The organism is Cellulomonas sp. ICMP 17802 (assembly GCF_041295535.1).
GTDB lineage: Bacteria > Actinomycetota > Actinomycetes > Actinomycetales > Cellulomonadaceae > Cellulomonas.
This window is the reverse complement of the sequence record NZ_JBGFQZ010000015.1, coordinates 41718-63631: the sequence shown is the minus strand read 5'-3', so window position 1 is coordinate 63631 and position 21914 is coordinate 41718. Positions and strand designations below refer to the sequence as shown.

Genomic DNA, 21914 nt, shown 5'->3' with positions numbered 1-21914 from the left:
CAGGGCTCCTGCTGCCGCCGTGTCGACGGTCGGCGTGGGGACGGGGGGCCCAGTCCTGACCTGTCCTCACGGTAACCCCGCCACCCCCTGCCGCAAGCGGAGGACGCGGGCGTACGCTGGCCGACAAGGTCCGGAGGCGGCCGTCGATCGACGCACAGGAGCGTTGAGATGACAGCGCCGCACTTTCACGTCCTCACCAGCCGCCCGGACGTCGCCCTCATCGAGGCCGAGGGCGAGCTCTGGGCGCCCGACGTCGCCGAGCTGCGCGAGGAGATGCGCTCGCTGGTCGCCGGCGGCTGCCGGACGATCGAGCTCGACCTCTCGCGGGCGGCGCCCGGCTTCCTGGCGGGCGAGCTGGTGACCGAGGTGGTCAACCAGACCTCGGAGTCGTGCGCCGTGCTCGTCGACGGGTGGCGGCCGGGCACCGGCGACGACGCACCTGCGACGGCACCCCCCGAGCTCCGCGACGTCCCATGAAGCTGCTGCCCGAGACGTTCGTCGCCCTGCGCCGCCTGGGCGAGACGTCCGACCGCGACTTCGTCTCGACGATGGTCCGTGCCGGCGAGCGCCTGCGGCTCGAGGTGCCGTCGTGCGTCGGGTTCAGCTACTCGCTGCTCGGTGAGCACCTGACCTTCACGGTCGTCGCCACCGACCGCGAGGTCGCGCTCCTCGAGTCCGCGCCCACCGGGGAGCCGTGCGCTCCCGGCACCGACGTCCTGGACGAGGTGGCCTGGCGCGAGCTCTCGACGGTCGCGTCCGAGCACGGCGTCCGGAGCACCCTGTCGATGCCGGTCGTCGAGGGTGGCACGCTCGTGGGGATGGTCAACGTGTACGCGGGTCTGTCCGCGGGGTTCGCCGGGCACGAGGCGAAGGTGGCCGAGATCCTCGGCGCCAGCGCCCCGGACGGCACCGCCAACGCCGACCTCGCGTTCCGTTCCCTGGCCGAGGCGTCGCACGCACCGCGACTGCTGGACGACCGGCGCGAGATCGACCGGGCGGTGGGCTCGATCGGGTCGGCCGCCGGCATCCCCCTGGCCGTCGCCCGGACGCGTCTGGACCGAGCCGCCGCGCAGGTCGGGATCACCTCTGTCCAGGCCGCGCGGGCCGTCCTACGATCACGAGATCGGTGACCCGGCCGGCGCCGTCGAGACGATCCAGTCCTCGCCGCACCGACCCGCATGACGCTTGACGGAGAGACATGTACGACCCGCTGGACCGCGCCGCAGTCATCACCGAGCTGCAGAACCTGCTGCTCGAGACCCCTGCCCTGCACGAGTTCGTCGAGGGGATCGCGCAGGCGGCCGCGTCCCACATCGGGCCCGCGGCGTCCGCGACGGTCTCGATGCAGCGCGACGGCCGGCCGGACGCGGTCGCGGCGAGCGACACCCTCGCGGCCGCGTGCGACCAGGTCGAGTACGCGGCCGACGACGGACCGTGCCTCGATGCCCTGCGCCACGGCTCGGTGGTCCGCTCCGACGACCTCGCCGGCGACGAGCGATGGGACCAGTGGCGTGCGGCGGCGCGGGCGCGAGGCTTCGGCTCGATCCTCGCCGTCCCCCGCCCCGTGCGCCACGGGGTCGTCATCGCCCTGAACCTCTACGCGCGGCCGACGCACGTCTGGGACGACGCCGTGCTGTCGGTGGCGCACATGTACGCGGACGAGATCGCGCGGACCATGCGCCTGTACCTGCGCGGCACCGACCAGGCCGAGCTCAACGCGGACCTGCGCGCGGCCATCGTCTCCCGGTCCGTGATCGACCAGGCGATCGGCGTGATCATGGCGCAGAACCGCTGCTCCGAGGACGACGCGATCGCGATCCTGCGGACGGCGTCGCAGCACCGCAACATCAAGCTGCGCGACGTCGCCGCCACCGTCGTCGAGTCGGTCGCCGGCGCGCCTCCGAAGGACGTCGAGACGTTCCGCGAGCGGCCGACCTGACGCCGGTCGCACGAAGATGGGCAAACCGGGGCTTTCTGCGAACTTCACCCCATTTCACCCTGTCGCCGCCGCCCGTCGCACGCCAAGGTGGGGTCTATCCGTCTGGTGAACGGCGGGCTCGACGAGCCTGCGCGCGGGGCCGTCGATCACCGTCGAGCCGTTCGCGGTACGACGCGAACCACGGGACAGGGCAGGGGCAGCCCGCGGGTCAGGGGCCGAGGGAAGGTGATGACCCTCGTGAGCACGGTGATGGTCGTCGACGACGAGGAGCGCATCCGCACCCTCGTCAGCCGCTCCCTCGCCTCGGCCGGCCACCACGTCGTGTCCGCGGCCGACGGTTTCCGCGCACTCGAGCGGCTCGCGTCCGAGGACGTGGACCTGGTGCTGCTGGACCTGGTCATGCCGCGGTGCAACGGCCTCACCGTGCTGTCGTCGATGCGCCAGCGCGAGGACCCCACCCCCGTGATCGTCCTGACCGGGGTGACGGACGTGGCCACTCGCGTGCAGGCCCTCGACCGCGGAGCCGTCGACGTCGTCGCCAAGCCGTTCTCGCTCGTCGAGCTGCTCGCCCGCACCAGGCGCCACCTCGGGGCCTCGACCGTCACCCGCGCGGAGCCGCGGTTCGTGAGCGCGGGCGGCATCCGCCTCGACCTGGAGCGCCGCTCCGTGACCCTCGGCGACCGCGAGGTGTCGCTCACCGAGCGGGAGTCCTCCCTGCTGGCCCACCTGATGCGCCGGCGCGGCGAGGTCTGCCGGCGCTCGGAGCTCGTGCACGACGTCTGGGGCCTGGACTTCGACCCCGGCAGCAACGTGGTCGAGGTCTGCGTCCGGCGGCTGCGCAACAAGCTGCAGCCCGACCCCCCGATCGAGACGATCCGTCGTGTCGGCTACTGCTTCTCCGCCGAGTGACCGTCGGTCCCGCGGGGACCTCTACTACCCGTGGCTCGTGCTGGCGGGCCTGTGCACGGGGCTCATGTGGGCGTCGCCGGGCAACGAGACGATCCCGTACCACGTCGCGTGGGCCGCGTTCGCGCTCCTCTACGGGCTGGGCAACTGGCGGCAGGCCCGGGCCGTCACCGGTCTCGCCCTCTACACGGTCGCCACCGGCATCGTCCTGGTCGCCCGGGCGGCGACGGGCGTGCTCAGCTGGCAGGAGACGGCCGAGATCCCCCTCATGTCGGTGCTCATGGTGCTCATGGTCTGGCACGTCCGGCGCCGGCAGGTCGCGCTGGCCGAGCTGACGGTCATGGCCGAGCGCGAGCGCAAGCAGGCCCGGGACACCCAGCGGCTGACCCGCCTGACGTCCCACGAGATGCGCACCCCGCTGACCATCGCGCGCGGCTACGTCGAGCTGCTGCTGAGCAAGGAGCAGGACCCCGAGCAGGTGCACGACCTGACGGTCGTCGAGGACGAGCTGCACCGGCTGACCCGGGTGACCGAGCGGCTCGTGCGGGTCATCCGGCTGCAGGGCGGCGGCGAGGTCCAGCCCGTGAACCTCGACGAGATCCTGCGCGAGACGGCGGAGCGCTGGACGCCGGTGGCGGACCGCACCTGGGTGGTCGAGGCCCACGCCGGGTGGTACGTGGGCTCGGCCGAGCGGCTCCGCGCCTGCTTGGACACCCTGATCGAGAACGCCGTCCGGTACACCGAGGACGGCGGCACGGTGCGCCTGATCGGCGCGCGGGAGGCCGACCAGGTCGTGGTGGGGGTGGCCGACTCCGGGTCGGGCCTGAGCGACGAGCTGGTCGAGGTTCTCAACGGCCCTCCCGACGACGACCTGCAGACTCCCCGCGACGAGCTCTCGCAGACGGGGCTCGGGCTGAGCCTGGTGCGCGGGCTCGTGTCCGCCCGGGGCGGCCGGATGATGGCCGGGCGCTCGACCGAGGGCGGCGCTCTCATGCTCATGATGGTGCCCGCGGGCACCCGGACGATCACCCCGCCGGACGGGCCCGCCGACCGCGGTGCGGTGGCCGGCGGTCCGAGGTCGGCCGAGCTCCTCGGGGTCGACACGCCCATGTGACGAGCCCTCCCGGCCGGCCGCGAACCTGTGCGTCCCACATGACCGGGCTGTGACGACCCGATGACACTTCGGTCAGGAACTCCTCCGGGCTCCGCCGCGACCGCTTCCATGGAGGCGCTGAGACAGCCCTCCGGCATGACCGCCGGGGGCGGAGCAGCGCCGCCTGGAAGGTGTGGCCATGCGCGGACACGGGTCGGGAAGCGGTTCGGTCAGCCCTCGCTCCGGAGGGGCCGGTCACCGACCGTCCGCGGCCGGACCGGGAGGGGCTCAGCACGGCGGGCACCGCCGGGTCCCGGCCCTGCGGGCGGCGCTCGTCGCCGTGGCCACCGCCCTGGTCTCCGGGCTCGCCACCCTGTCCCCCACGATCGCTCCCGTGGCGCACGCCGCCACGACCTGCCCGGCCGCCGGCTGTGCGGTCACCGTGGACGCCCGGGACCTGCCGTCCGGCGCTCCGCTCGGCAACTTCACCTACATCATCAACGTCGACAACACGAAGCTGCCCGACGACCCGCTGGCCGTGAGCACGCAGAGCAACAGCGCGATCGTCGCGGAGGGCAACCAGGACCGGACGGCCGTGAACCTGCCGGCGGGCCGGTACCTGATCTCGGTGCGGTCGCTGGACCACAAGATGTGGGGCAAGCACATCACGGTGCCCAACCCGGCCACGCCCGACGGCTCGCTGAACGCCCGGATCGACCTGTCGGTGCAGAGCGGCGACCACCCGCTGCCGCTGGGCAAGATCCGCGTGTTCGTGTTCCAGGACAACGCCTGGGCCAACGGCGCCCCGGACACCGAGGAAGGCGGCCTGCAGGGCTTCCAGGTCGGCCTGGAGGAGCAGACCCACAGCGCGGTGACCGTCGACTACAACAACGACCCGCTCTGCGGGGGCACATGCCTCACCGCCGACGACGGCTTCGTGCAGCTGGACAACCTCGGACCCGCGACGTACTTCATCGACGTCCACCCGCCCGCGGGGCCCTGCAACTCCGACCCGACCAGCCAGTGGTACCAGACGACGACGATCGACGGCGGCCTGCAGCTGCTCGCGTCCGTCGAGGAGGGCAGCGACGGGACGGGTGCGCCCGGCGAGCAGCTGTGGGAGGCCCCGAACAACCGCACGGCGTACTGGTTCGGGTTCGTCTGCGCTCCGCAGGCGTTCGCCACGCCCGGGACCGGCGAGATCACGGGGACCGCGCTCAACTGGGTCGAGTGGGCCCCGTACACCACGGGCACGTTCAACGACCCGGTCGAGAACGCGTTCGTCGCCCTCTCCGACTCCACCACGGACCGGACCGTCTACGTCGGCCAGGCCGACGGCAGCGGCAGCTTCGACATCCAGAACGTGCCGGCGGGCAGCTACAACCTGGCGGTCTGGGACGAGCAGCTCAGCTACATCATGCGGTTCAAGCCAGTCACGGTCGCTGCGGGCGAGACCGTCGACGTCAACGAGACCGGCGACGACGGGAGCGTCGGACTGGGTGTCTCGCGCTGGTTCGGCTGGCTCGACGGCCACGTGTACAAGGACACCAACGGGAACGGGAAGCGGGATCCCGGCGAGCCGACGATCGCGAACACCGACGTCGACCAGCGGTGGCGCGACGGCTCCATCAAGGAGGCCACGTTCACCGACTCGCAGGGCTACTACTCCTACCCGACCGCCGAGGGCGGCGCGCTCGGCCGGTGGTTCGTGAACGAGCAGGGCTTCGCCCGGTTCTCCGCCTACCCAGGCCCGTCGCTGCACGACGAGATCACCGACGCCGTGACCCCCTCGTGCTCCGTGGTCCCGCCCACGCTCGCGCCCGCCAACCCCTGCATCCCCACCGACCAGGGCGGCGGCCTGCTCACCAACCAGCTGCTCCTCGAAGGACACCGCAGCACCGTGGACTGGGGCAAGCGCGACTACCCGCCCGGCACGCCCGGCCAGATCGTCGGCATCACCTACTTCTCGACCACCCGCAACGAGTTCGACGCGCGGTTCCAGGCGCACGAGGACTACGAGCCGGCGATCCCCGACGTCACCGTGCTGCTCGAGGGCCTCGGTCCGGACGGCCAGCCCAACACGGCCGACGACACGATCCTCAACAAGTACGTCACCGACCACTGGCAGCAGCCGAGCGCGGACCAGGACCCGCAGGCGGACGGCAACGCGTTCACGCAGAGCTGCAACCCGATCCGCGACTTCTCCGGAACCGAGGTCACGGGCCAGTTCGCCGCGAAGATCGGACCGAACTGCCTCGAGGTGCCGCTCACCGGAGCGCACACCAAGGACGGCGCGTTCGACGGCGGCTACGCGTTCGCCGACTACTGCCCGAACGGCTACGACACGGCGGCCGACGACGGCACCTGCACGGGCGGGTCCGACCCCGTCCCGCTGGTCGCCGGCACCTACATCACGCACGTGGTCATGCCCAAGGACGCCCAGGACACCCGACCCTGCAACCCCGCGAACACCGACGGGTTCAAGGCCGTCAGCAGCGCCAAGGGCGTCATCCCCGGCGACGGCGAGGGCTGCCTCTACCGGCCCGTCCGTGAGGAGGACGTCAACGTCGACCTGGGCAACAAGTTCACGCCCGCGATCCCGCCGCCCGCGTGCACCGGCGACGACCACGTCATCGACCAGACCTCCCTGGTGACGCGCAGCACGTACTACGGCGTCGCGGGTGCGCACGCGCCCCTGTGCGACAAGCGCCTCGTCGTGCTGACCAACGGCCAGAACGCCAACGCCGACTTCAACATGATGACGAACTTCCGCACCGACCCCAACGGGACCGACGCGGCCGACGCCCGCACGGGCGACGTCCCCGAGCCGGGCCGCCTGGTCGGGCAGGTGTTCAACGACATCTACTTCGAGCGCAACCTGGCGTCCCCCTGGTACGGCGAGCCCCGGCCGATCGTCGGCATCCCGGTAGGCATCTACGCGCGCGTGGACACCGTCTGCCCGCAGGATCAGCCCGGCTGCGCCACGCCCAACGTGAACCTGCCGTACGACGCCAACAACTGGCGCCTGCTCACGACGGTGACCACGAGCCCCGACGGCTCGTTCGAGGCGCTGGTGCCGTCGACCGAGACGTTCAACTGCCCGATCCCGCAGGGCCCCTGCCCGGGCATGTACCTGGTCAAGGTCGACGACCCGGGCTCGAAGGCGCAGCCGAACGCCGGCTACAACCCGAACCTGCTGACCGCGACGACCCCGGCCGAGGCCTGGCCGGGCCTGACCACCCAGCTCGACCTCCCGCTCGACCCGATCTCGGGGACGGGCTGCGAGGACCCGGCCGTGCCGGCCCGCCCGGAGGTTCTCCAGGTGTCCACGCCGTACGTGCCGAACGCGGTCGCCGCGAACGGCGGCAACGCGGCGAACCCGCGGCGCATCACGATCCAGGCCGACTTCATCGGCACGGCCGGACCGACCGGGGCTACCGGCGGGCGCGTGACGCTCACGGACGACCGGACGGGCGGAGTGACCACCCTCACGCGCGCCAACGGCGGCATCGTCAGCTGGACCCCCGGGTCCGGCGCCATCCCGGACACCATCGTCATCCAGGTCCCGGCGCTGAGCCTCACGTTCCCGGCCGGCCAGAAGCAGCTCGCCATCACGACGGCGAACGCCAACGGCGGCGTGTCCAGCGTCAACGGGATCACCGTGCACGCCCTCGGCACGGGCGGCGGGGTCACCTACAACCCGCCCGTGGTCAACGTGGCCGCGCCCCCGCCGGGCGCCGGCACGGACGCGCACGCCATCCAGAACGCGATCGACGGCGCGGCCGCCGGCAGCCTGCTGGTGCTCCGCCCGGGCGTCTACAACGAGAACGTCGTGCAGTGGAAGCCCCTGAAGATCCAGGGCCTGGGGGCCGGCGGCATCATCGGCGCCCACGAGCTGCAGGCACGCGATCCCGAGGACCCGCGCTTCCACATCACCGGATCCGTCATCGACGGCCGCTACTTCCAGCAGAACGCGACGGCCTACGACGCGGTCATCGCCGCGCACGCGCCGTACGCGGTCGACGCGACCCTGCCCGCCATCCTGCGCGGCGCGGACCTGACCCTGGTGGCGAAGACCACCACGGCGTACGACGTGCCGAGCGGCGCGATCGGCGTCTTCAGCGCGGCGCGGACCGACGGCGTCGGCCTCATGACCGGCCAGGGCGAGGGCGCCGGCGGCATCCAGGTGCAGGCCAACGTCAACAACCTCCAGGTGACCAACACCGTGCTCGAGAACAACGGCGGCGTCGTCGCCGGCGGCATCGCCGTCGGGCAGCCGTACGCGCCCACGAGCCACAACTACAACGTCCGCATGGCCTACGACCGGTTCCTCGGCAACGGCGGCCTCACGCAGGCGGGCGGCGTCGGGATCTTCGACGGCTCGAACAACTACGAGCTGGCCAACAGCATCGTCTGCTCGAACTTCAGCGTGAACTACGGTGCCGGCGTCTCGCACATCGGGCTGAGCCCGAACGGCAGCATCCACGACAACCAGATCTACTACAACGACTCCGTCGACTCCGGCGGCGGCCTCGCGATCGAGTCCGAGCTGCCCGTCGGCGGCGGCCTCGGCGCGGGCACCGGCCCGGTCAACGTCGACCGCAACCTGCTCGCGGCCAACTTCAGCGGCGACGACGGCGGCGCGGTCTTCGTCCTCGACGCGCTGACCGCGGCGATCAACCTCCGCGACAACCTGGTGGTCGACAACGGGGCCGCGGACATCGCCGGCGGCATCATGCTCGACGACTCCTCCAACGTGCGGATCATCAGCACGACGGTCGCCAACAACGTGTCGACCGCCTCGTCGGAGAACTCGGACGGCCTGCCGCACTCCGCCGGCCTCGCGTCCGAGGCCAACGACCCGCTGTTCCAGGCGACGCTGCCCGCCGGTTCACCCGACTTCTCGCGGCCGGCCGCACTCTTCGACAACGTCTTCTGGAACAACACGGCGTACACCCTGAGCCAGCCCGGCCCGGGCGCGACGCTGGTCAACCAGGGCGTCATCGACCTCGAGATCCACGGGACGACCAACAACGCCGACACGTTCACACCGCGCTACTCCGACCTCACCAACGGCCAGATCCTCGGGCCGGACGGGGTGCAGCGCCCGGTGCCGGCCGGCCAGGGCAACATCAGCGTGGACCCGCTCTTCGTCAACCCGATCGGCATCACCAACGAGCTGACCGTGACCGGCTCCCGGCTCGACCCGCAGACCGCCGCGGTGACGCTCACCGCCGGCGACCCGCCCGTCGGCCTGACGAGCGACTTCCACCTCACGGGGGCCTCGCCGGTGGTCGACCGCGGCGTGCGCTGCTCGAACACCGCCTTCCCCGCTCCTGCCACCGCACTGAACGCGTGCACCGGTGGCGGCATCCAGGCGCCGACGCTCTCGCCCGCGCTCGGTGGCCTGGGCGACTACGACGGCCAGTACCGGCCGATGCTCCGCACCCTGCGGGTCAGGACGCCGTGGGACCTGGGTGCCGACGAGCTGGTCGGCGTCCCGGTCGTCCTGCCCTGACCGGCCCGATCGACCGTCATCGCCTCGAAGGAGGGTGACATGGACCATCGCCAGAACGGCCTCGACCGGAGGGCATTCCTCCAGTTCATGGGTCTTGGCGCCGTGGGGACGGTCGTCGCTGCCGACGTCGTCGGGCAGGGTCTCGTGGTGCCCGCGTCGGCGGCCACCTCCACGCTCTCCCTGATCGCGACCGACGGGTACATCAGCGTGCCCGGCCGCGAGGGCAACCCGCTCTACATCTTCGGGTTCGTCCCGGTGGACCCGAACCTGTCCGTCTCGCAGCTGATCTCCACCTACAAGGGCCACGCGAAGCACACCGCCCCGACGCTGGACTTCAAGCAGAACGACGACATCAAGATCACGCTGACCAACCTCGGCCTGGTGCAGCGCCCCGACCTCACGGACTCGCACACCATCCACTGGCACGGCTTCGACGTGCCGTCACCGCTGAACGACGGCGTGCCCGAGGTGTCCGTCGCCGTCCCGATCGCCAAGCAGTTCACGTACTTCTACCGCCCTCACCGGGAGGGCACGTACATGTACCACTGCCACTTCGAGGACGTCGAGCACGTGCAGATGGGCATGACCGGCATCGTCTTCGTGCGCCCGCTGCAGGACGGCACGCCTGTCGGCGGGTTCACGAAGTTCGCCTACAACGACGGTGACGGGTCGACGGGCTACCACCGGCACTTCGCCATCCTGCTCAACGAGCTGTGGCGGAACTTCCACGACGGCGACCGGGACATCCAGGAGTCGATCGCGACGGACTACGACCCTCAGTGGTTCACGCTGAACGGCCGCGCGTACCCGCAGACCCTGCTGCCCAACGACTCGCCGAGCCTGCCGCCGACCTCCCGCATCGCCACCCCGAACCCGAACTACGGCGACGTGGCCGACTACAGCCAGCCCAACTCGGCGCTCGTCCAGGTGAACCCGGGCGACCGGGTCCTGCTCCGGCTGGCGAACCTCGGCTACCAGCAGCACGCCATGCAGCTGCCGGGGATCCCGATGCACGTCATCGGCCAGGACGCCTCGCTGCTGCGCAACGGCGGCGTCGGCGGCGTGGACACCTCGTACTGGACGAACACCCTCTACATCGGGCCCGGTGAGGCGCGCGACGTCCTCTTCGACGCGCCCCCCTACGACCCGGCCCGGCCGTCGGGGTCGGACACGCGGGGCAGCTACAACGTGTACGTCTTCAAGAACCGCGACTGGCGCAGGCTCACCAACTTCGGAGCACCTCCCGGCGCGGGCGGGATGATGACCGAGGTCCGCGTCTACCAGACCCCTCTCCCCGCACAGACCGTCGTGAGCCAGACCTATGTCTGAGCGTGCGGCGACCCCGCGTCACGGAGAGAAGACCACGATGAGGCCACGAGCCCGGCACGCCGCCGCCGTCGCCGCCCTGGCGGCCGCGCTGGTGACCGCCGCGCCGTCGCCGGCCCTCGCCCTGCCGCCGGACGCGCCGAAGACCGGCATGGTGTGCACGCCGGGCACGGTGGTCGGCAGCACGCACACGTTCAACCTGGTCGCGCGCACGGGCTACATCGACACGCCGGACGGCAACAGCGTCTTCATGTGGAGCTACGCCAACGCGGACGCCCCGGACAACGGCGCCTTCCAGAGCCCCGGTCCGGTGCTGTGCGCCACGCAGGGACAGACCGTCGTCGTCAACCTCACCAACACCCTGCCGGAGGCGTCGGGCCTCGTGTTCCCCGGCCAGGACGGCGCCGTCACGGCGACGGGAGGGACACCCGGCCTGCTCACCACCGAGGCCGCGCCCACCTCGGGCACCGTGAGCTACAGCTTCGTGGCCGGCAGCCCCGGCACGTACCTGTACGAGAGCGGCTCGGACGTCGCCAAGCAGGTCGAGATGGGCCTGTTCGGCGCGCTCATCGTCCGCCCGAGCCTGGGCGCGGGCTTCGCCTACGGCGCGTCGACCGCGTTCGACCCCGGGCGTGAGTACCTCCTGCTGCTCAACGAGATCGACCCCGACCTCCACCACGCGGTCGAGACCGCGGGCACCTACGACCTCAACGCCCAGCGCGACCGGTACTTCGCCATCAACGGGCGCGAGTTCCCCGACACCGTGCAGGACAACGGCACGGCCCTGCTGCCCCGCCAGCCGTACGGCTCGCTCGTGCGGATCCGGCCGAACACGTCGCCGAGCACCCTGCCCGCGCTGGTCCGGATGATCAACGTCGGGCTGCTCAACCACCCGTTCCACCCGCACGGCAACCACACCACCCAGATCGCGCAGGACGGCCGACCCGTGGTCGCGACCGAGCACTTCGGCGAGACGATCGGCTCGGGGCAGACCGAGGACTTCCTGCTGCGCTGGGACGACGCCGACGGCTGGAGCCCGACCAACGCGTTCCCGGTCACTCCCCCGAACTACCGGAACGTGTTCTTCAAGGACGGCAACACCTACTACAGCGGCAGCCCGTACCTGGGCTACAGCGGGACCCTGCCCACGGGCACGGTGTCGCAGAACGTGTGCGGCGAGTGGTACTTCCCCTGGCACAGCCACGCTCTGAACGAGTTCACCAACTTCGACCAGGGCTTCGGCGGCATGGGGACCCTGCTGCGGGTCGACCCGTCCGGCGGCTGCACCGCCTACCCCACGTCGACCAGCATCGTCGGCGGCACGCTCAAGACCGGCACCGTCACGGCGCTCGGGGTCGACGACACCAGCTACTACCAGGTGAACCCCCGGACGACGACGCGGCCGACCGCGACCACGGCGGGCGCCACAACCATCACGGTCGCCTCCGCCGCTGGCTTCCCGACCACGGGCACCTACGCCGTCCGGATCGACAACGAGGTCCTGCTGGTCACGGGCGGTCAGGGGACGACCACCTGGACGGTCGCCCGCGGGCAGCTCGGCACGAGCGCAGCGACCCACCTGAGCGGAGCGACGATCACCGCGCTGGCCGACGACTGGTACGGCGGGTTCACGTCCGTGCCGGCCGGCAGCCAGAACCTCAAGGTGACCTACAAGGGCGCCGACTGCGCGACGACGACGGGCACCACCTGCGCGACCCTCACCACCAACGTGCCGCAGCAGACCGTCAAGATCTGCGACTGGACCGTGGGCGGGGCGGCAGGCTGCGCCACGGCGACGTCGGCCGGGTGGGTGACGCTGCCCGCGCCGCCGGCCCAGCCCCAGGGCGTGGGCTCGGCCGACGTCAGCTCGACCTGGACCGTGCCCAACCCGGCGACCGCCTACATCGGCACCGGGGCGAACACCGGTCAGATCCGGGTGCTGGTGCACAGCCAGCGCTTCACCGCACCCTCGCCGACCCCCTTCTCGACGTGGGGGAACCTCCTCAAGATCACGTACGACGCGCCATGACCAGGCACGAGCAGACCCGGAGGTGGGCGATGCCTGCACCCCTGCGCACGAGGATCACCGCACTCGTCGCGCTCGTCCTGGCCCTGGCGGGGCTCACCGTCGCCGTCCCGGCGGCGTCGGCCGCCCCGGTCGCCGTGTCCCTGTGCGCCGAGGCGGGCAGCGTGACGCTGCCCGGCGAACCCGCCGCCGTCCCGATCTGGGGCTTCGGTGTCGCGACGACGCCGGGTGACTGCTCGACCGCCACGCCGAGCCTGCCCGGCCCGGTCCTGTCGGTCACCGAGGGCGACACCGTCTCGATCTCGGTCGTCAACGCCCTGCCGCCCGGGACGAGCGGCGTGCCGCACACGATCTCGTTCGAGGCGCCGGGCATCGCGTTCGACCCCGGTCCGACGGACGCGCCGGTCGGCGGGACCGTGACGCGCACGTTCACCGCGGGCGCGCCGGGGACGTACGTCTACGAGAGCGGCGGCGACGCGGGCCGGCAGGAGGCCATGGGCCTGTACGGCGCGCTCGTCGTGCGACCGACCACGGCGGGCCAGGCCTACGACACGGCGGCGTCGGCCTACGACGTCGAGGCCGTGCTCGTGCTGAGCGCCGTGGACCCGGCGTTCAACGCGGCACCGGACACGTTCGACCTGCACGCCTACCGGGCGACGTCGTGGCTGATCGGCGGCAAGCCCTACCCGCAGACGGCGCCGGTGATCGCCACGGCGGGCCAGCGGGTGCTGCTGCGCTACGTGAACGCGGGCTTCGACAACTCAACGATGCTGCTGCTGGGCATGCACCAGCAGGTGCTCGCCCGGGACGCCCGGCTGCTCGCCCACCCGTTCGACGCCGCCGCAGAGACCATCCCCGCCGGCGCCACCGAGGACACGATCGCGACGGTGCCGGCCGGCGCCCCGCCCAGCCCGAACGGCTTCCCGCTCTACAACCGCCAGCTGCACGTGACCAACGGCCCGCAGAACGCCACCGACCCGAGCCCCGCGACCGGCGGCGGCGCGCTGACGTTCATCCACCCGTGAGCCCCCGGTGACGAGCCAGGCGACGGTCGGGGCGGACGCGACCCCACCCGCGACGAGCCCCGCGCGCCGGGTCGGGCCCCGCGTGCTCGGCCTGCTCGCGGGCGTGCTCCTCGCCGCGGCGGCGGTCGCGGTGGTCGTCTGGCTGTCGCAGCGGTCGTCGGCACAGGAGTCCGCCCCGGCGGCGGAGCCGGTCGCCGCGGTGTCGTGGGGACGGCCCGCCGTCACCGCCGACGAGCTGGTCCAGCGGAGCGGGGTCGTGATCACGGGCGTCGCTCTCACGGGCGGCGGGGGCCTGGTGGACCTGCGCTACCAGGTGGTCGACCCGGACACGGCGAACGCCCTGCACGACCCCGAGACGCCCCCGGCCGTCGTGGACGAGGAGACGGGGCTGGTGGTGCACGACCTGTTCATGAACCACTCGCACAGCGGCGCGTTCAAGGCCGGCGTCACCTACTACCTGGTCTTCGAGAACCCGAACAACTGGATCCACGAGGGCAGCGTCGTCTCGGTCCTCCTGGGGGACGCGCAGGTGGAGCATGTCGTCGTCGAGTAGCCGGGGCCCCGGCCGCCGGGCGCCGCTGCTCGCCGCGGTCCTCGGGATCGCCATGATCCTCGCGGGCGGTCCCGGCGCCGCCGCGGCGGGCCGGTCGGCCGTGCCCGCCGGCTCGATCGACCCGGTGCTGGCACAGCAGCTGGCCACCGCGTCGCCCTCCGACCTGCTCGACGTCGCCGTCGTCCTGACCTCGCACGCCGACCTCAGCGCCGCCCGCAACCTGCGGCGCCACGCTCGGCTCGGCGCGGTCGAGCGCGCCCTGCGCACCCACGCCGACCGGACGCAGCGGGGCCTGCGGTCGCTGCTCGCCACGCGGCAGGCGCAGCACCTCGCCACCGACGTTGTGCCGTTCTGGGTCACCAACGAGATCGACGTGCGCGCCACCCCGGCGGTGGTCCGGGAGCTCGCCGCGCGCGGCGACGTGGCGACGGTCCGGCCGCGGATCGTCCTGCACGCCTCGGCCCTGGAGCCCGTCACCACCGCGCCGAGCGCGGCGACGGAGCCGAACATCGACCGGATCGGTGCGCCCGCCGTGTGGGCGCAGGGGTTCCGCGGCCAGGGGATCGTCGTCGCCACCATGGACACCGGTGTCGACGCGTCCCACCCGGACCTCGCGAGCACGTGGCGGGGCGGCACGAACAGCTGGTACGACCCGAACGGCCAGCACCCCACGACGCCGACCGACGTCAACGGCCATGGGACCGCGACGATGGGGGTCATCGTCGGCGGCGCCGCGGGCGGCAGCTCGATCGGGGTGGCGCCCGCGGCGACATGGATCGCGGTGAAGATCTTCGACGACCGCGGGGCCGCGACGTCGACCGCCATCCACCGCGGCTTCCAGTGGCTCCTCGACCCCGACGGGAACCCCGCGACGGCCGATGCGCCGAACGTCGTCAACGACTCGTGGACCATGTCCACCGCGGGCTGCTCGCTCGAGTTCCAGGCGGACCTGCGCAGCCTGCGGGCGGCCGGGATCCTGCCCGTCTTCGCGGCAGGCAACGAGGGACCCACCGCGGGCTCGGTCCGCAGCCCCGCGAACAACCCGGAGGCCCTGGCGGTCGGGGGCACCGACAACGCCGACGCCCTCTACGCGGCGTCCGGCCGCGGGCCCTCGAGCTGCGCGGGCGCGAGCAACCCGACGCTCGCCGCGCCGGCGGTCGGCATCCGCACCACCGACCTGTACGGCCTCTACCTCACCGCCGACGGGACCTCACTGGCGGCGCCGCACGTCACGGGCGCGCTCGCGCTGCTGCTCGACGCGTTCCCGGACCTGTCGGCCGACCGTCAGGAGACCGCGCTCGAGGTAGGGGCGGTCGACCTCGGGCCCGTCGGGTTCGACGACGACGTCGGCTACGGACGCCTCGACGTCGCAGCCTCCTACCAGTGGCTGGCGACGACGCCGGACTTCACGCTCGCCGCGACGCCGACGTCCGTGACCGTCGCCGCCGGTGGCTCCACCACCGTGAGCCTGTACGTGGCGGCCGTGCGCGGCTTCACCGGCGACGTGGACCTGTCGCTGGCGGGTCTCACCCCGGCGCAGGGCGCCGGCACCTTCTCCCCCGTCCGCGTCGTGGGCGGGGTGGGCGGCTCGACGCTCACCGTGACCACCGACCCGACCCTGCCCGCCGGCTCCTACCCCCTCACGGTCACGGGGACCTCCGGCGCGATCGCGCACGCCGTCCCGGTGACGCTCGTGGTCCCGGCCGCCCCGTCGTTCACCGTCGGGGTCTCGCCCGCGACGGTCACGGCGCCCGCGGGCGGCTCCGCCACCGTCGCCGTCTCCGTCGCCTCGGTGAGCGGCTTCTCCGGCGACGTGTCGCTCTCGCTCGCCGGACTGGCGGCGCCGAGCGCGTGGAGCTTCGCACCCGCGGTCGTGACCGGCGGCGCGGGCAGCTCCACGCTCACGGTCACGACGGACGCGGCCCTGGCCGCCGGCTCCTACCCGTTGACGATCACCGGGACGAGCGGGACGACCACGCGATCGGCGACCGTCACGCTCGTCGTCCCGGCGCCGCCCAGCTTCACGCTCGGCATCGCACCCGCAGCTCGCACCACGAACGCGGGCGGCTCCGTGACCTTCACCGTCTCGGTCGCAGCGCTCAACGGGTTCGCCGGACCCGTGTCGCTGTCGTTCGCCGGCGTGCCGCAGGCGGCGGGCACGGGCACCTTCAGCCGTCCAGTGGTCACCGGCGCAGGAACCTCCGTGCTCACGATCGCCACGCCGACGACCGCGCCGGGCGGCACCTACCCGGTGACGGTCACGGGGACCAGCGGCGCCCTGGTGCGGACCGTCAGCGCGAGCCTGGTGGTGGTCGCCCGCGACTTCTCGGTCGCGGCGGCACCGTCCTCGGTCACCGTGACGCGCGGCCAGACGGCGTCGTCCGTGGTCACCGTGGCCGCGGCGGGCGGGTTCACCGGCCCCGTCTCGCTCGCCGCGACGGGCCTGCCCGCCGGGTCGTCCGCCACGTTCACCGTCAACCCGGTGGCGACCGCGGGCACGTCGACGATCCGCGTCCGGACGACCTCGCAGACACCGCGGGGCACGTTCACGGTCCGGGTCACGGGCACGAACGGCTCGCTCGCGCACCAGACCACCGTGACGCTGGTCGTGCGGTAGGCCTACCGCCGGCCCTCCACGGCCAGGTCGTGCGTGACCTCCACCGGCTGCGCGGCCGGTGCGCGGCGGCGTCCCGACCGCAGGTGGACGAGAACAGCGACGACGGAGGCGACGACCAGGAGCGCCGCGAGGACGTCCGCGTACGGGGCGAGCGGCCGTGCCTCGACCGGATCGGCCGGCGGGTCGACGCGCCACGCGACCGGGACGACGACGCGGGTGCCGGCGCGGTCCACCAGGGCGTCAACCCGGACCAGGCCCGCGGCGGTCACGTCGGCGGTGCCGAAGTACCGCTCGGCGGCGACCTGCCGGAGCACGACCTCGGACGTCTCCCCGCCGATCGCCAGCTCGAGCCGCACGGCGTCGATCGCGGCCGGTGCGGGCCGTCGGGTGCTCGTGACGGTCACGGTGAAGCCGTTGAGGCCGGGCCGGCTCGGCGTCGCGGCCAGCGTGACCAGCAGGTCCCCCACCGAGCCGCTGGCGACCTCGACCGATGCGGACGGCGGCACGGCCGCGTCGCCCCGCGGCGCGGTCTCGACGAGCAGGCCGACGGCCACGAGCAGCGCCGCGCCGACGCCGGCCTCGACCACCACCAGGCGGCGCGAGAACGGCCGCCCGCGGCCGAGCAGGCGCGCGCCGTGCAGGGTGGTCGAGTTGAGCAGCCCGAGCACGAGCACGACGGCCACCAGGGCCACCTTGACCAGCAGCGCGCGGCCGTAGGCGGTGCCGGTCAGGTCGTCGACCGACGCGATCTGGCGGCCGGCGCCGTAGAGCCCGGTGACGAGCACCAGGCCGACGCTCGCCAGGACCACCCGCGTGAACGCGGTCCGGCACTCGCGAGCCAGGGCCACGCCGCTCGCACCGGAGGCGTGCGGCCAGAGCAGCACGGCCAGCGCCGCGACCGCGCCCAGCCACAGGCACGCGCAGAGGATGTGCACGGCGTCGGCGACCACCGCGGTGGTCGGGTCGGGGTCCAGCGCCGCGGCGTGGCTGCCCAGCGCCTCGATCACCACGACGGCGAGGGCTGCCGCGGCTGCCGCACACGCGACCGCTCGGCGCGCGCGGGTCGATCCCCTCGGCGACCGCAGGGCGGCGAGGAGCACCAGCGCCGCGAGCAGCGCGACCTCGCGCCCGAGCCACAGCCGGCCCCACCGGGTGCCACCGAGCAGCCCGCCGGCCGTCGCCGCCCACGATCCGGCGGGCGGGCGCAGGAGTCCGACCTGCGCGGCCAGGTCCGCCAGGCCGACCAGCGCGCCGAGCGCCGCCGCGAGGCTCCCCAGGACGAGCAGACGGGCGCGCGCGGTGCGGGCGGTGACCAGGAGCGGCGCGGGCAGGCTCGGACGCCGGGACCGACCGACGACGATGCCGAGGACCGCCAGCGCCCCCACCAGCCCGGCCAGCGCGACCAGGCGCGCCCACCGCAGCGCGACGGCCTGCGGCGTCGGGCCGGTCGACGCGCCGACCGCCGGGCTCGGTGCCGCCGAGGCCGCCCCGACGGTGAACACCACCGTGCCCGACGACGTGTGGCCGTCGTCCTGCGCCAGCACCTGCCACAGGACCCCGTAGGTCCCGCTGCCGAGCACGGGCAGCGCCAGCGTGAGGACCTTCCCGTCCTCGGTCGGGACGGCGACCCGGGTGCCCGCGACCTCGCGTCCGCCGCCGTCGACCAGCCGCGCCGAGCTCAGCCGCGCGGAGATCTCCTCGTCGAACCAGAGGGTGACGGCCGACGGCGACGCGGTGAGCGCCGAGCCGCTGGCCGGGTCGGAGCGCACGAGCAGGGCGTGCGCCTGCGCGGCCGGTGCGGACAGGACGAGGGCGAGCAGCACGCCGGCGACGAGCACGCACGCCCGCACCGCGAGGACGCGCGCGCGACGGCGTGCGGCCGACGCGGGACGACGGCCGCCGACGGAGCCGATGGACGCGTTCACCGACGGATCCACCTTCCTGGCGATGGCGCACACACTAGGCGGGCAGGCTCGCGGGTGACGCGGGGATGACGAGACTGTCATCCGGCGGTCATGCGGACCGGGTCTCAGGCGATCCCAAGGTTCGCGCCGCCACCATGTGCCCGTGACGACCAGCGAGCCCACCGCCACCCGATCGACCACGAGCCTGACCGACGCGGCCAGCAAGGTGCCCGAGGTCACCGCGATCTTCTGGGCGGCGAAGGCCCTGACGACGGCGATGGGCGAGTCGAGCTCCGACTTCCTGGTCCGCGCCATGCCGCCCGAGCTCGCGGTGCTGCTGGGCGCCGCGGCGCTGGGCGTCGCGCTGGTGCTCCAGCTGCGCGCGCCCCGGTACGTGCCCTGGCGCTACTGGCTCGCGGTCTCGATGGTCGGCGTGTTCGGGACGATGGCGGCGGACGTGGTGCACGTCGGCCTCGGGATCCCGTACGAGGTCTCCACGGCGTTCTTCGCGGTGACGCTCGCCGCCGTCTTCGTGCTCTGGCACCGCACCGAGGGGACGCTGTCGATCCACAGCATCCGGACGGCCCGGCGCGAGTGGTTCTACTGGGCGGCCGTGATGGCCACGTTCGCGCTCGGCACCGCGGCGGGCGACCTGCTCGCGGTGACGTTCCACCTGGGCTACCTCGCCGCGGGGCTGGTCTTCTCCGTCCTGCTGCTGGTGCCGGCGATCGGGTACCGCTGGTTCGGGCTGAACGCGATCCTGGCGTTCTGGTGGGCCTACGTCCTGACCCGACCGGTCGGGGCGTCGTTCGCCGACTGGCTCGGGGTGTCGCCCGACCGCGGCGGCCTCGGCCTGGGCTCGGGGCGCGTCGCCCTCGTCCTGGCCGTCGCGATCGCGGCACTGGTGGTGCGGATGACGTCCGCGGATCGTGCGGAGCGTCAGCGGCTAGCGTGACCCGCATGATCGGACGCCGGCAGCTCTCCGTCCGGGCCCGGTCCGCGCTCGCGGCGGCGGGTGCCGTGACCCTGGCGCTCGTGCTCGCGTCGCTCGCGCTGCTGGTCGTGCTGCACGACTCCGTCGAGACCAATGCCGTGGCCACCGCGACCACCCGGGCGCACGACGTGGCGTCCGAGCTCACCACCGACGGCTCCGTGACCTCGGGCATCAACCTCACACCGGCCCCCGGCGACGTCGCCTTCCTCCAGGTCCTCCACGCGGGCGAGGTCGTCGCGTCGAGCCCCGCCGTCGCCGGGTTCCCGCCGCTGTCGAGCGTCCCGGCGACCGCAGGAACGGCCGTCGAGGTCCAGCCGGACGCGGTCGGACCGGGCGAGGGCCCGTTCGTCACCGTGGTGCTGGGGACCTCGGACGGCGTCGACGGCGCCGACACCGTGATCGTCCAGCAGTCGTACTCCGAGGGCAGCGAGACCGTGCAGGACGCCGCCCAGGCCCTCCTCGTCGCCGTGCCGCTCCTGGTGCTGGTGGTCGGCGCGATCACCTACCTGCTGACCGGGCGGGCACTGCAGCCCGTGGAGCAGATCCGCCGCCGCACGGCGCAGATCAGCGACGCGGACCTCGACACCCGGATCGACGTGCCGCGCACCGGCGACGAGATCGCGCGGCTCGCCGTGACCCTCAACGGGATGCTCGACCGGCTGCACGACGCGCAGCAGGCGCAGGTGCGGTTCGTCGCCGACGCCAGCCACGAGCTGCGCAGCCCGCTGGCGGCCGTCCGCGCCGAGCTGGACGTGGCGACGCGACGACCTCAGGAGGCGGACTGGGCGGCCACCGCGGCCGCCCTGCGCGGATCCACCGACCGCATGCAGCGCCTCGTGGACGACCTGCTGGTGCTCACGCGCACCGCGGAGAGCGGGTCGACGGACCGCGACCACGACGTGGACCTCGACGACGTGGTCGAGCACGTCGGCTTCGACGCGCACGCGCCCGCCGGCGTGGCCGTGGAGGTCCACACGACACCGGCGCAGGTGCGCGGCAACCCCCACGAGCTGGAGCGCGTCGTGCGGAACCTGACCGACAACGCCGTCCGCCACGCCGCCGGCCGCGTCCGGCTGTCGATGAGCGTGCACGGCGCCGAGGTGACGGTGCACGTCGAGGACGACGGGACCGGCATCCCGCCCGAGTCCCGCGAGGTCGTGTTCGAGCGGTTCGCGCGGCTCGACGAGGGGCGCGCGCGGTCCGCGGGCGGCTCCGGGCTCGGGCTGGCGATCGTCCAGGGCATCGTCGAGTCCCACGGCGGGCGGGTCGAGGTCGGCTCGTCGCCGCTCGGCGGTGCCGACGTCGTCGTCCGGCTGCCGCTGCGGCGCGATCCTCAGTCGTCGTCGGCCGCGACCCGGTAGCCCATCCCCCGCACCGTGAGGATGGAGCTGCGGGCGAACGGGGCGTCCACCTTGCGCCGCAGGTAGCTGATGTAGACCTCGACCACGTTCGGGTCGCCGTCGAACGCGGAGTCCCAGACGTTCTCGAGGATCTCCCGCTTGGTCACCACGTCGCCGCCGCGGCGCATGAGGAGCTCCAGCACGCCGTACTCGCGCGGCGTGAGCGCGATCTCGACCGCCCCGCGCGACACCCGCCGCCGGGCGGGCTCCAGCCGCAGGTCACCGGCGGTGAGCACGACGGGACGCTCGGGGGCCCCGCGGCGCACCAGCGCGCGCAGGCGCGCCAGCAGCACCTCGAACGAGAACGGCTTGGGCAGGAAGTCGTCGGCACCGCGGTCGAACAGGCTCACCTGCACGTCGTCGCCGTCGCGCGCCGTGAGCACGAGCACCGGGGTCCAGACGCCGCGCTCGCGCAGGCTCACCAGCACCTCGCGACCGCTGAGGCCGGGCAGCATGAGGTCGAGCACGATGGCGTCGTACGGCGTCTCGGTCGCGGCCCACAGGCCGTCCACCCCGTCGCGCATCACGTCGACCGCGATGCCCTCGCCCTCGAGCCCACGCCGGACGGCGTCGGCGATCTGCTCCTCGTCCTCGATCACCAGCACCTTCACGT

General features: G+C 73.2%; 15 protein-coding genes. 13 read left to right on the top strand and 2 right to left on the bottom strand.

Features of this window, described 5'->3' with window-relative positions; all coding sequences use genetic code 11:
* Positions 1-168: 168 nt before the first annotated feature.
* From AB5970_RS12605 to AB5970_RS12555, 11 genes are all read left to right on the top strand, one after another.
* Positions 169-477: a hypothetical protein gene (locus tag AB5970_RS12605; RefSeq protein ID WP_370504292.1), complete on the top strand. Its 309-nt coding sequence runs from the start codon at positions 169-171 to the stop codon at positions 475-477.
* The gene (locus tag AB5970_RS12600; RefSeq protein ID WP_370504291.1) at positions 474-1130 is read left to right on the top strand and encodes a hypothetical protein; all 657 of its coding nucleotides are present in this window, start codon (positions 474-476) and stop codon (positions 1128-1130) included. Before AB5970_RS12605 ends, AB5970_RS12600 begins: the two co-directional genes overlap by 4 nt.
* A gap of 68 nt (positions 1131-1198) precedes the next feature.
* Positions 1199-1939 carry a GAF and ANTAR domain-containing protein gene (locus tag AB5970_RS12595; RefSeq protein WP_370504290.1) on the top strand — a complete coding sequence of 247 codons (741 nt, stop codon included), beginning with the start codon at positions 1199-1201 and terminating at the stop codon, positions 1937-1939.
* Between the two features lie 237 nt (positions 1940-2176).
* Positions 2177-2848, top strand: a complete 672-nt coding sequence (locus tag AB5970_RS12590; protein ID WP_370504289.1) for a response regulator transcription factor — start codon at positions 2177-2179, stop codon at positions 2846-2848.
* A 37-nt stretch (positions 2849-2885) separates the two neighbouring features.
* Positions 2886-3959 carry a sensor histidine kinase gene (locus AB5970_RS12585; RefSeq protein ID WP_370504288.1) on the top strand — a complete coding sequence of 358 codons (1074 nt, stop codon included), beginning with the start codon at positions 2886-2888 and terminating at the stop codon, positions 3957-3959.
* A 319-nt stretch (positions 3960-4278) separates the two neighbouring features.
* The gene (locus tag AB5970_RS12580; protein WP_370504287.1) at positions 4279-9456 is read left to right on the top strand and encodes an SdrD B-like domain-containing protein; all 5178 of its coding nucleotides are present in this window, start codon (positions 4279-4281) and stop codon (positions 9454-9456) included.
* A gap of 39 nt (positions 9457-9495) precedes the next feature.
* Complete coding sequence (locus AB5970_RS12575; protein WP_370504286.1) at positions 9496-10785, top strand: multicopper oxidase domain-containing protein; 1290 nt, start codon at positions 9496-9498, stop codon at positions 10783-10785.
* Between the two features lie 37 nt (positions 10786-10822).
* A complete protein-coding gene (locus AB5970_RS12570; RefSeq protein ID WP_370504285.1) occupies positions 10823-12811 on the top strand; it encodes a multicopper oxidase domain-containing protein in 1989 nt (662 codons plus the stop codon).
* A 29-nt stretch (positions 12812-12840) separates the two neighbouring features.
* The gene (locus AB5970_RS12565; RefSeq protein ID WP_370504284.1) at positions 12841-13833 is read left to right on the top strand and encodes a multicopper oxidase domain-containing protein; all 993 of its coding nucleotides are present in this window, start codon (positions 12841-12843) and stop codon (positions 13831-13833) included.
* A 7-nt stretch (positions 13834-13840) separates the two neighbouring features.
* Positions 13841-14386, top strand: coding sequence for a hypothetical protein (locus tag AB5970_RS12560; RefSeq protein WP_370504283.1), 546 nt, complete (start codon positions 13841-13843; stop codon positions 14384-14386).
* Positions 14370-17003, top strand: a complete 2634-nt coding sequence (locus AB5970_RS12555) for a S8 family serine peptidase (protein ID WP_370504282.1) — start codon at positions 14370-14372, stop codon at positions 17001-17003. Before AB5970_RS12560 ends, AB5970_RS12555 begins: the two co-directional genes overlap by 17 nt.
* Before the next feature lie 2 nt (positions 17004-17005).
* On the opposite strand, the gene AB5970_RS12550 is transcribed toward AB5970_RS12555, so the two are convergent.
* Positions 17006-18928 (bottom strand): copper resistance protein CopC, encoded by a 1923-nt coding sequence (locus tag AB5970_RS12550; RefSeq protein ID WP_370504281.1) that lies wholly within the window; start codon positions 18926-18928, stop codon positions 17006-17008.
* Positions 18929-19070: 142 nt separating this feature from the next.
* Between AB5970_RS12550 and AB5970_RS12545 the strand changes: the two genes are divergently transcribed.
* Together AB5970_RS12545 and AB5970_RS12540 are read left to right on the top strand one after the other, a co-directional pair.
* Positions 19071-19862, top strand: coding sequence for a COG4705 family protein (locus AB5970_RS12545; RefSeq protein WP_370504280.1), 792 nt, complete (start codon positions 19071-19073; stop codon positions 19860-19862).
* A gap of 5 nt (positions 19863-19867) precedes the next feature.
* On the top strand, positions 19868-21262 hold the full coding sequence (locus AB5970_RS12540; protein WP_370504279.1) for a sensor histidine kinase: 1395 nt from the start codon (positions 19868-19870) through the stop codon (positions 21260-21262).
* Here the strand turns inward: AB5970_RS12540 and AB5970_RS12535 are convergent.
* Positions 21235-21912, bottom strand: coding sequence for a winged helix-turn-helix domain-containing protein (locus AB5970_RS12535; RefSeq protein ID WP_370504278.1), 678 nt, complete (start codon positions 21910-21912; stop codon positions 21235-21237). The two genes, AB5970_RS12540 and AB5970_RS12535, sit on opposite strands and share 28 nt — an antisense overlap.
* Between the last annotated feature and the right edge of the window lie 2 nt (positions 21913-21914).

Bases quoted from the DNA above. Each gene is read 5' to 3' on its own strand.
- AB5970_RS12605 (WP_370504292.1), top strand. From the start codon at position 169: ATGACAGCGCCGCACTTTCACGTCCTCACCAGCCGCCCGGACGTCGCC.
- AB5970_RS12600 (WP_370504291.1), top strand. From the start codon at position 474: ATGAAGCTGCTGCCCGAGACGTTCGTCGCCCTGCGCCGCCTGGGCGAG.
- AB5970_RS12595 (WP_370504290.1), top strand. From the start codon at position 1,199: ATGTACGACCCGCTGGACCGCGCCGCAGTCATCACCGAGCTGCAGAAC.
- AB5970_RS12575 (WP_370504286.1), top strand. From the start codon at position 9,496: ATGGACCATCGCCAGAACGGCCTCGACCGGAGGGCATTCCTCCAGTTC.
- AB5970_RS12570 (WP_370504285.1), top strand. From the start codon at position 10,823: ATGAGGCCACGAGCCCGGCACGCCGCCGCCGTCGCCGCCCTGGCGGCC.
- AB5970_RS12565 (WP_370504284.1), top strand. From the start codon at position 12,841: ATGCCTGCACCCCTGCGCACGAGGATCACCGCACTCGTCGCGCTCGTC.
- AB5970_RS12555 (WP_370504282.1), top strand. From the start codon at position 14,370: ATGTCGTCGTCGAGTAGCCGGGGCCCCGGCCGCCGGGCGCCGCTGCTC.
- AB5970_RS12540 (WP_370504279.1), top strand. From the start codon at position 19,868: ATGATCGGACGCCGGCAGCTCTCCGTCCGGGCCCGGTCCGCGCTCGCG.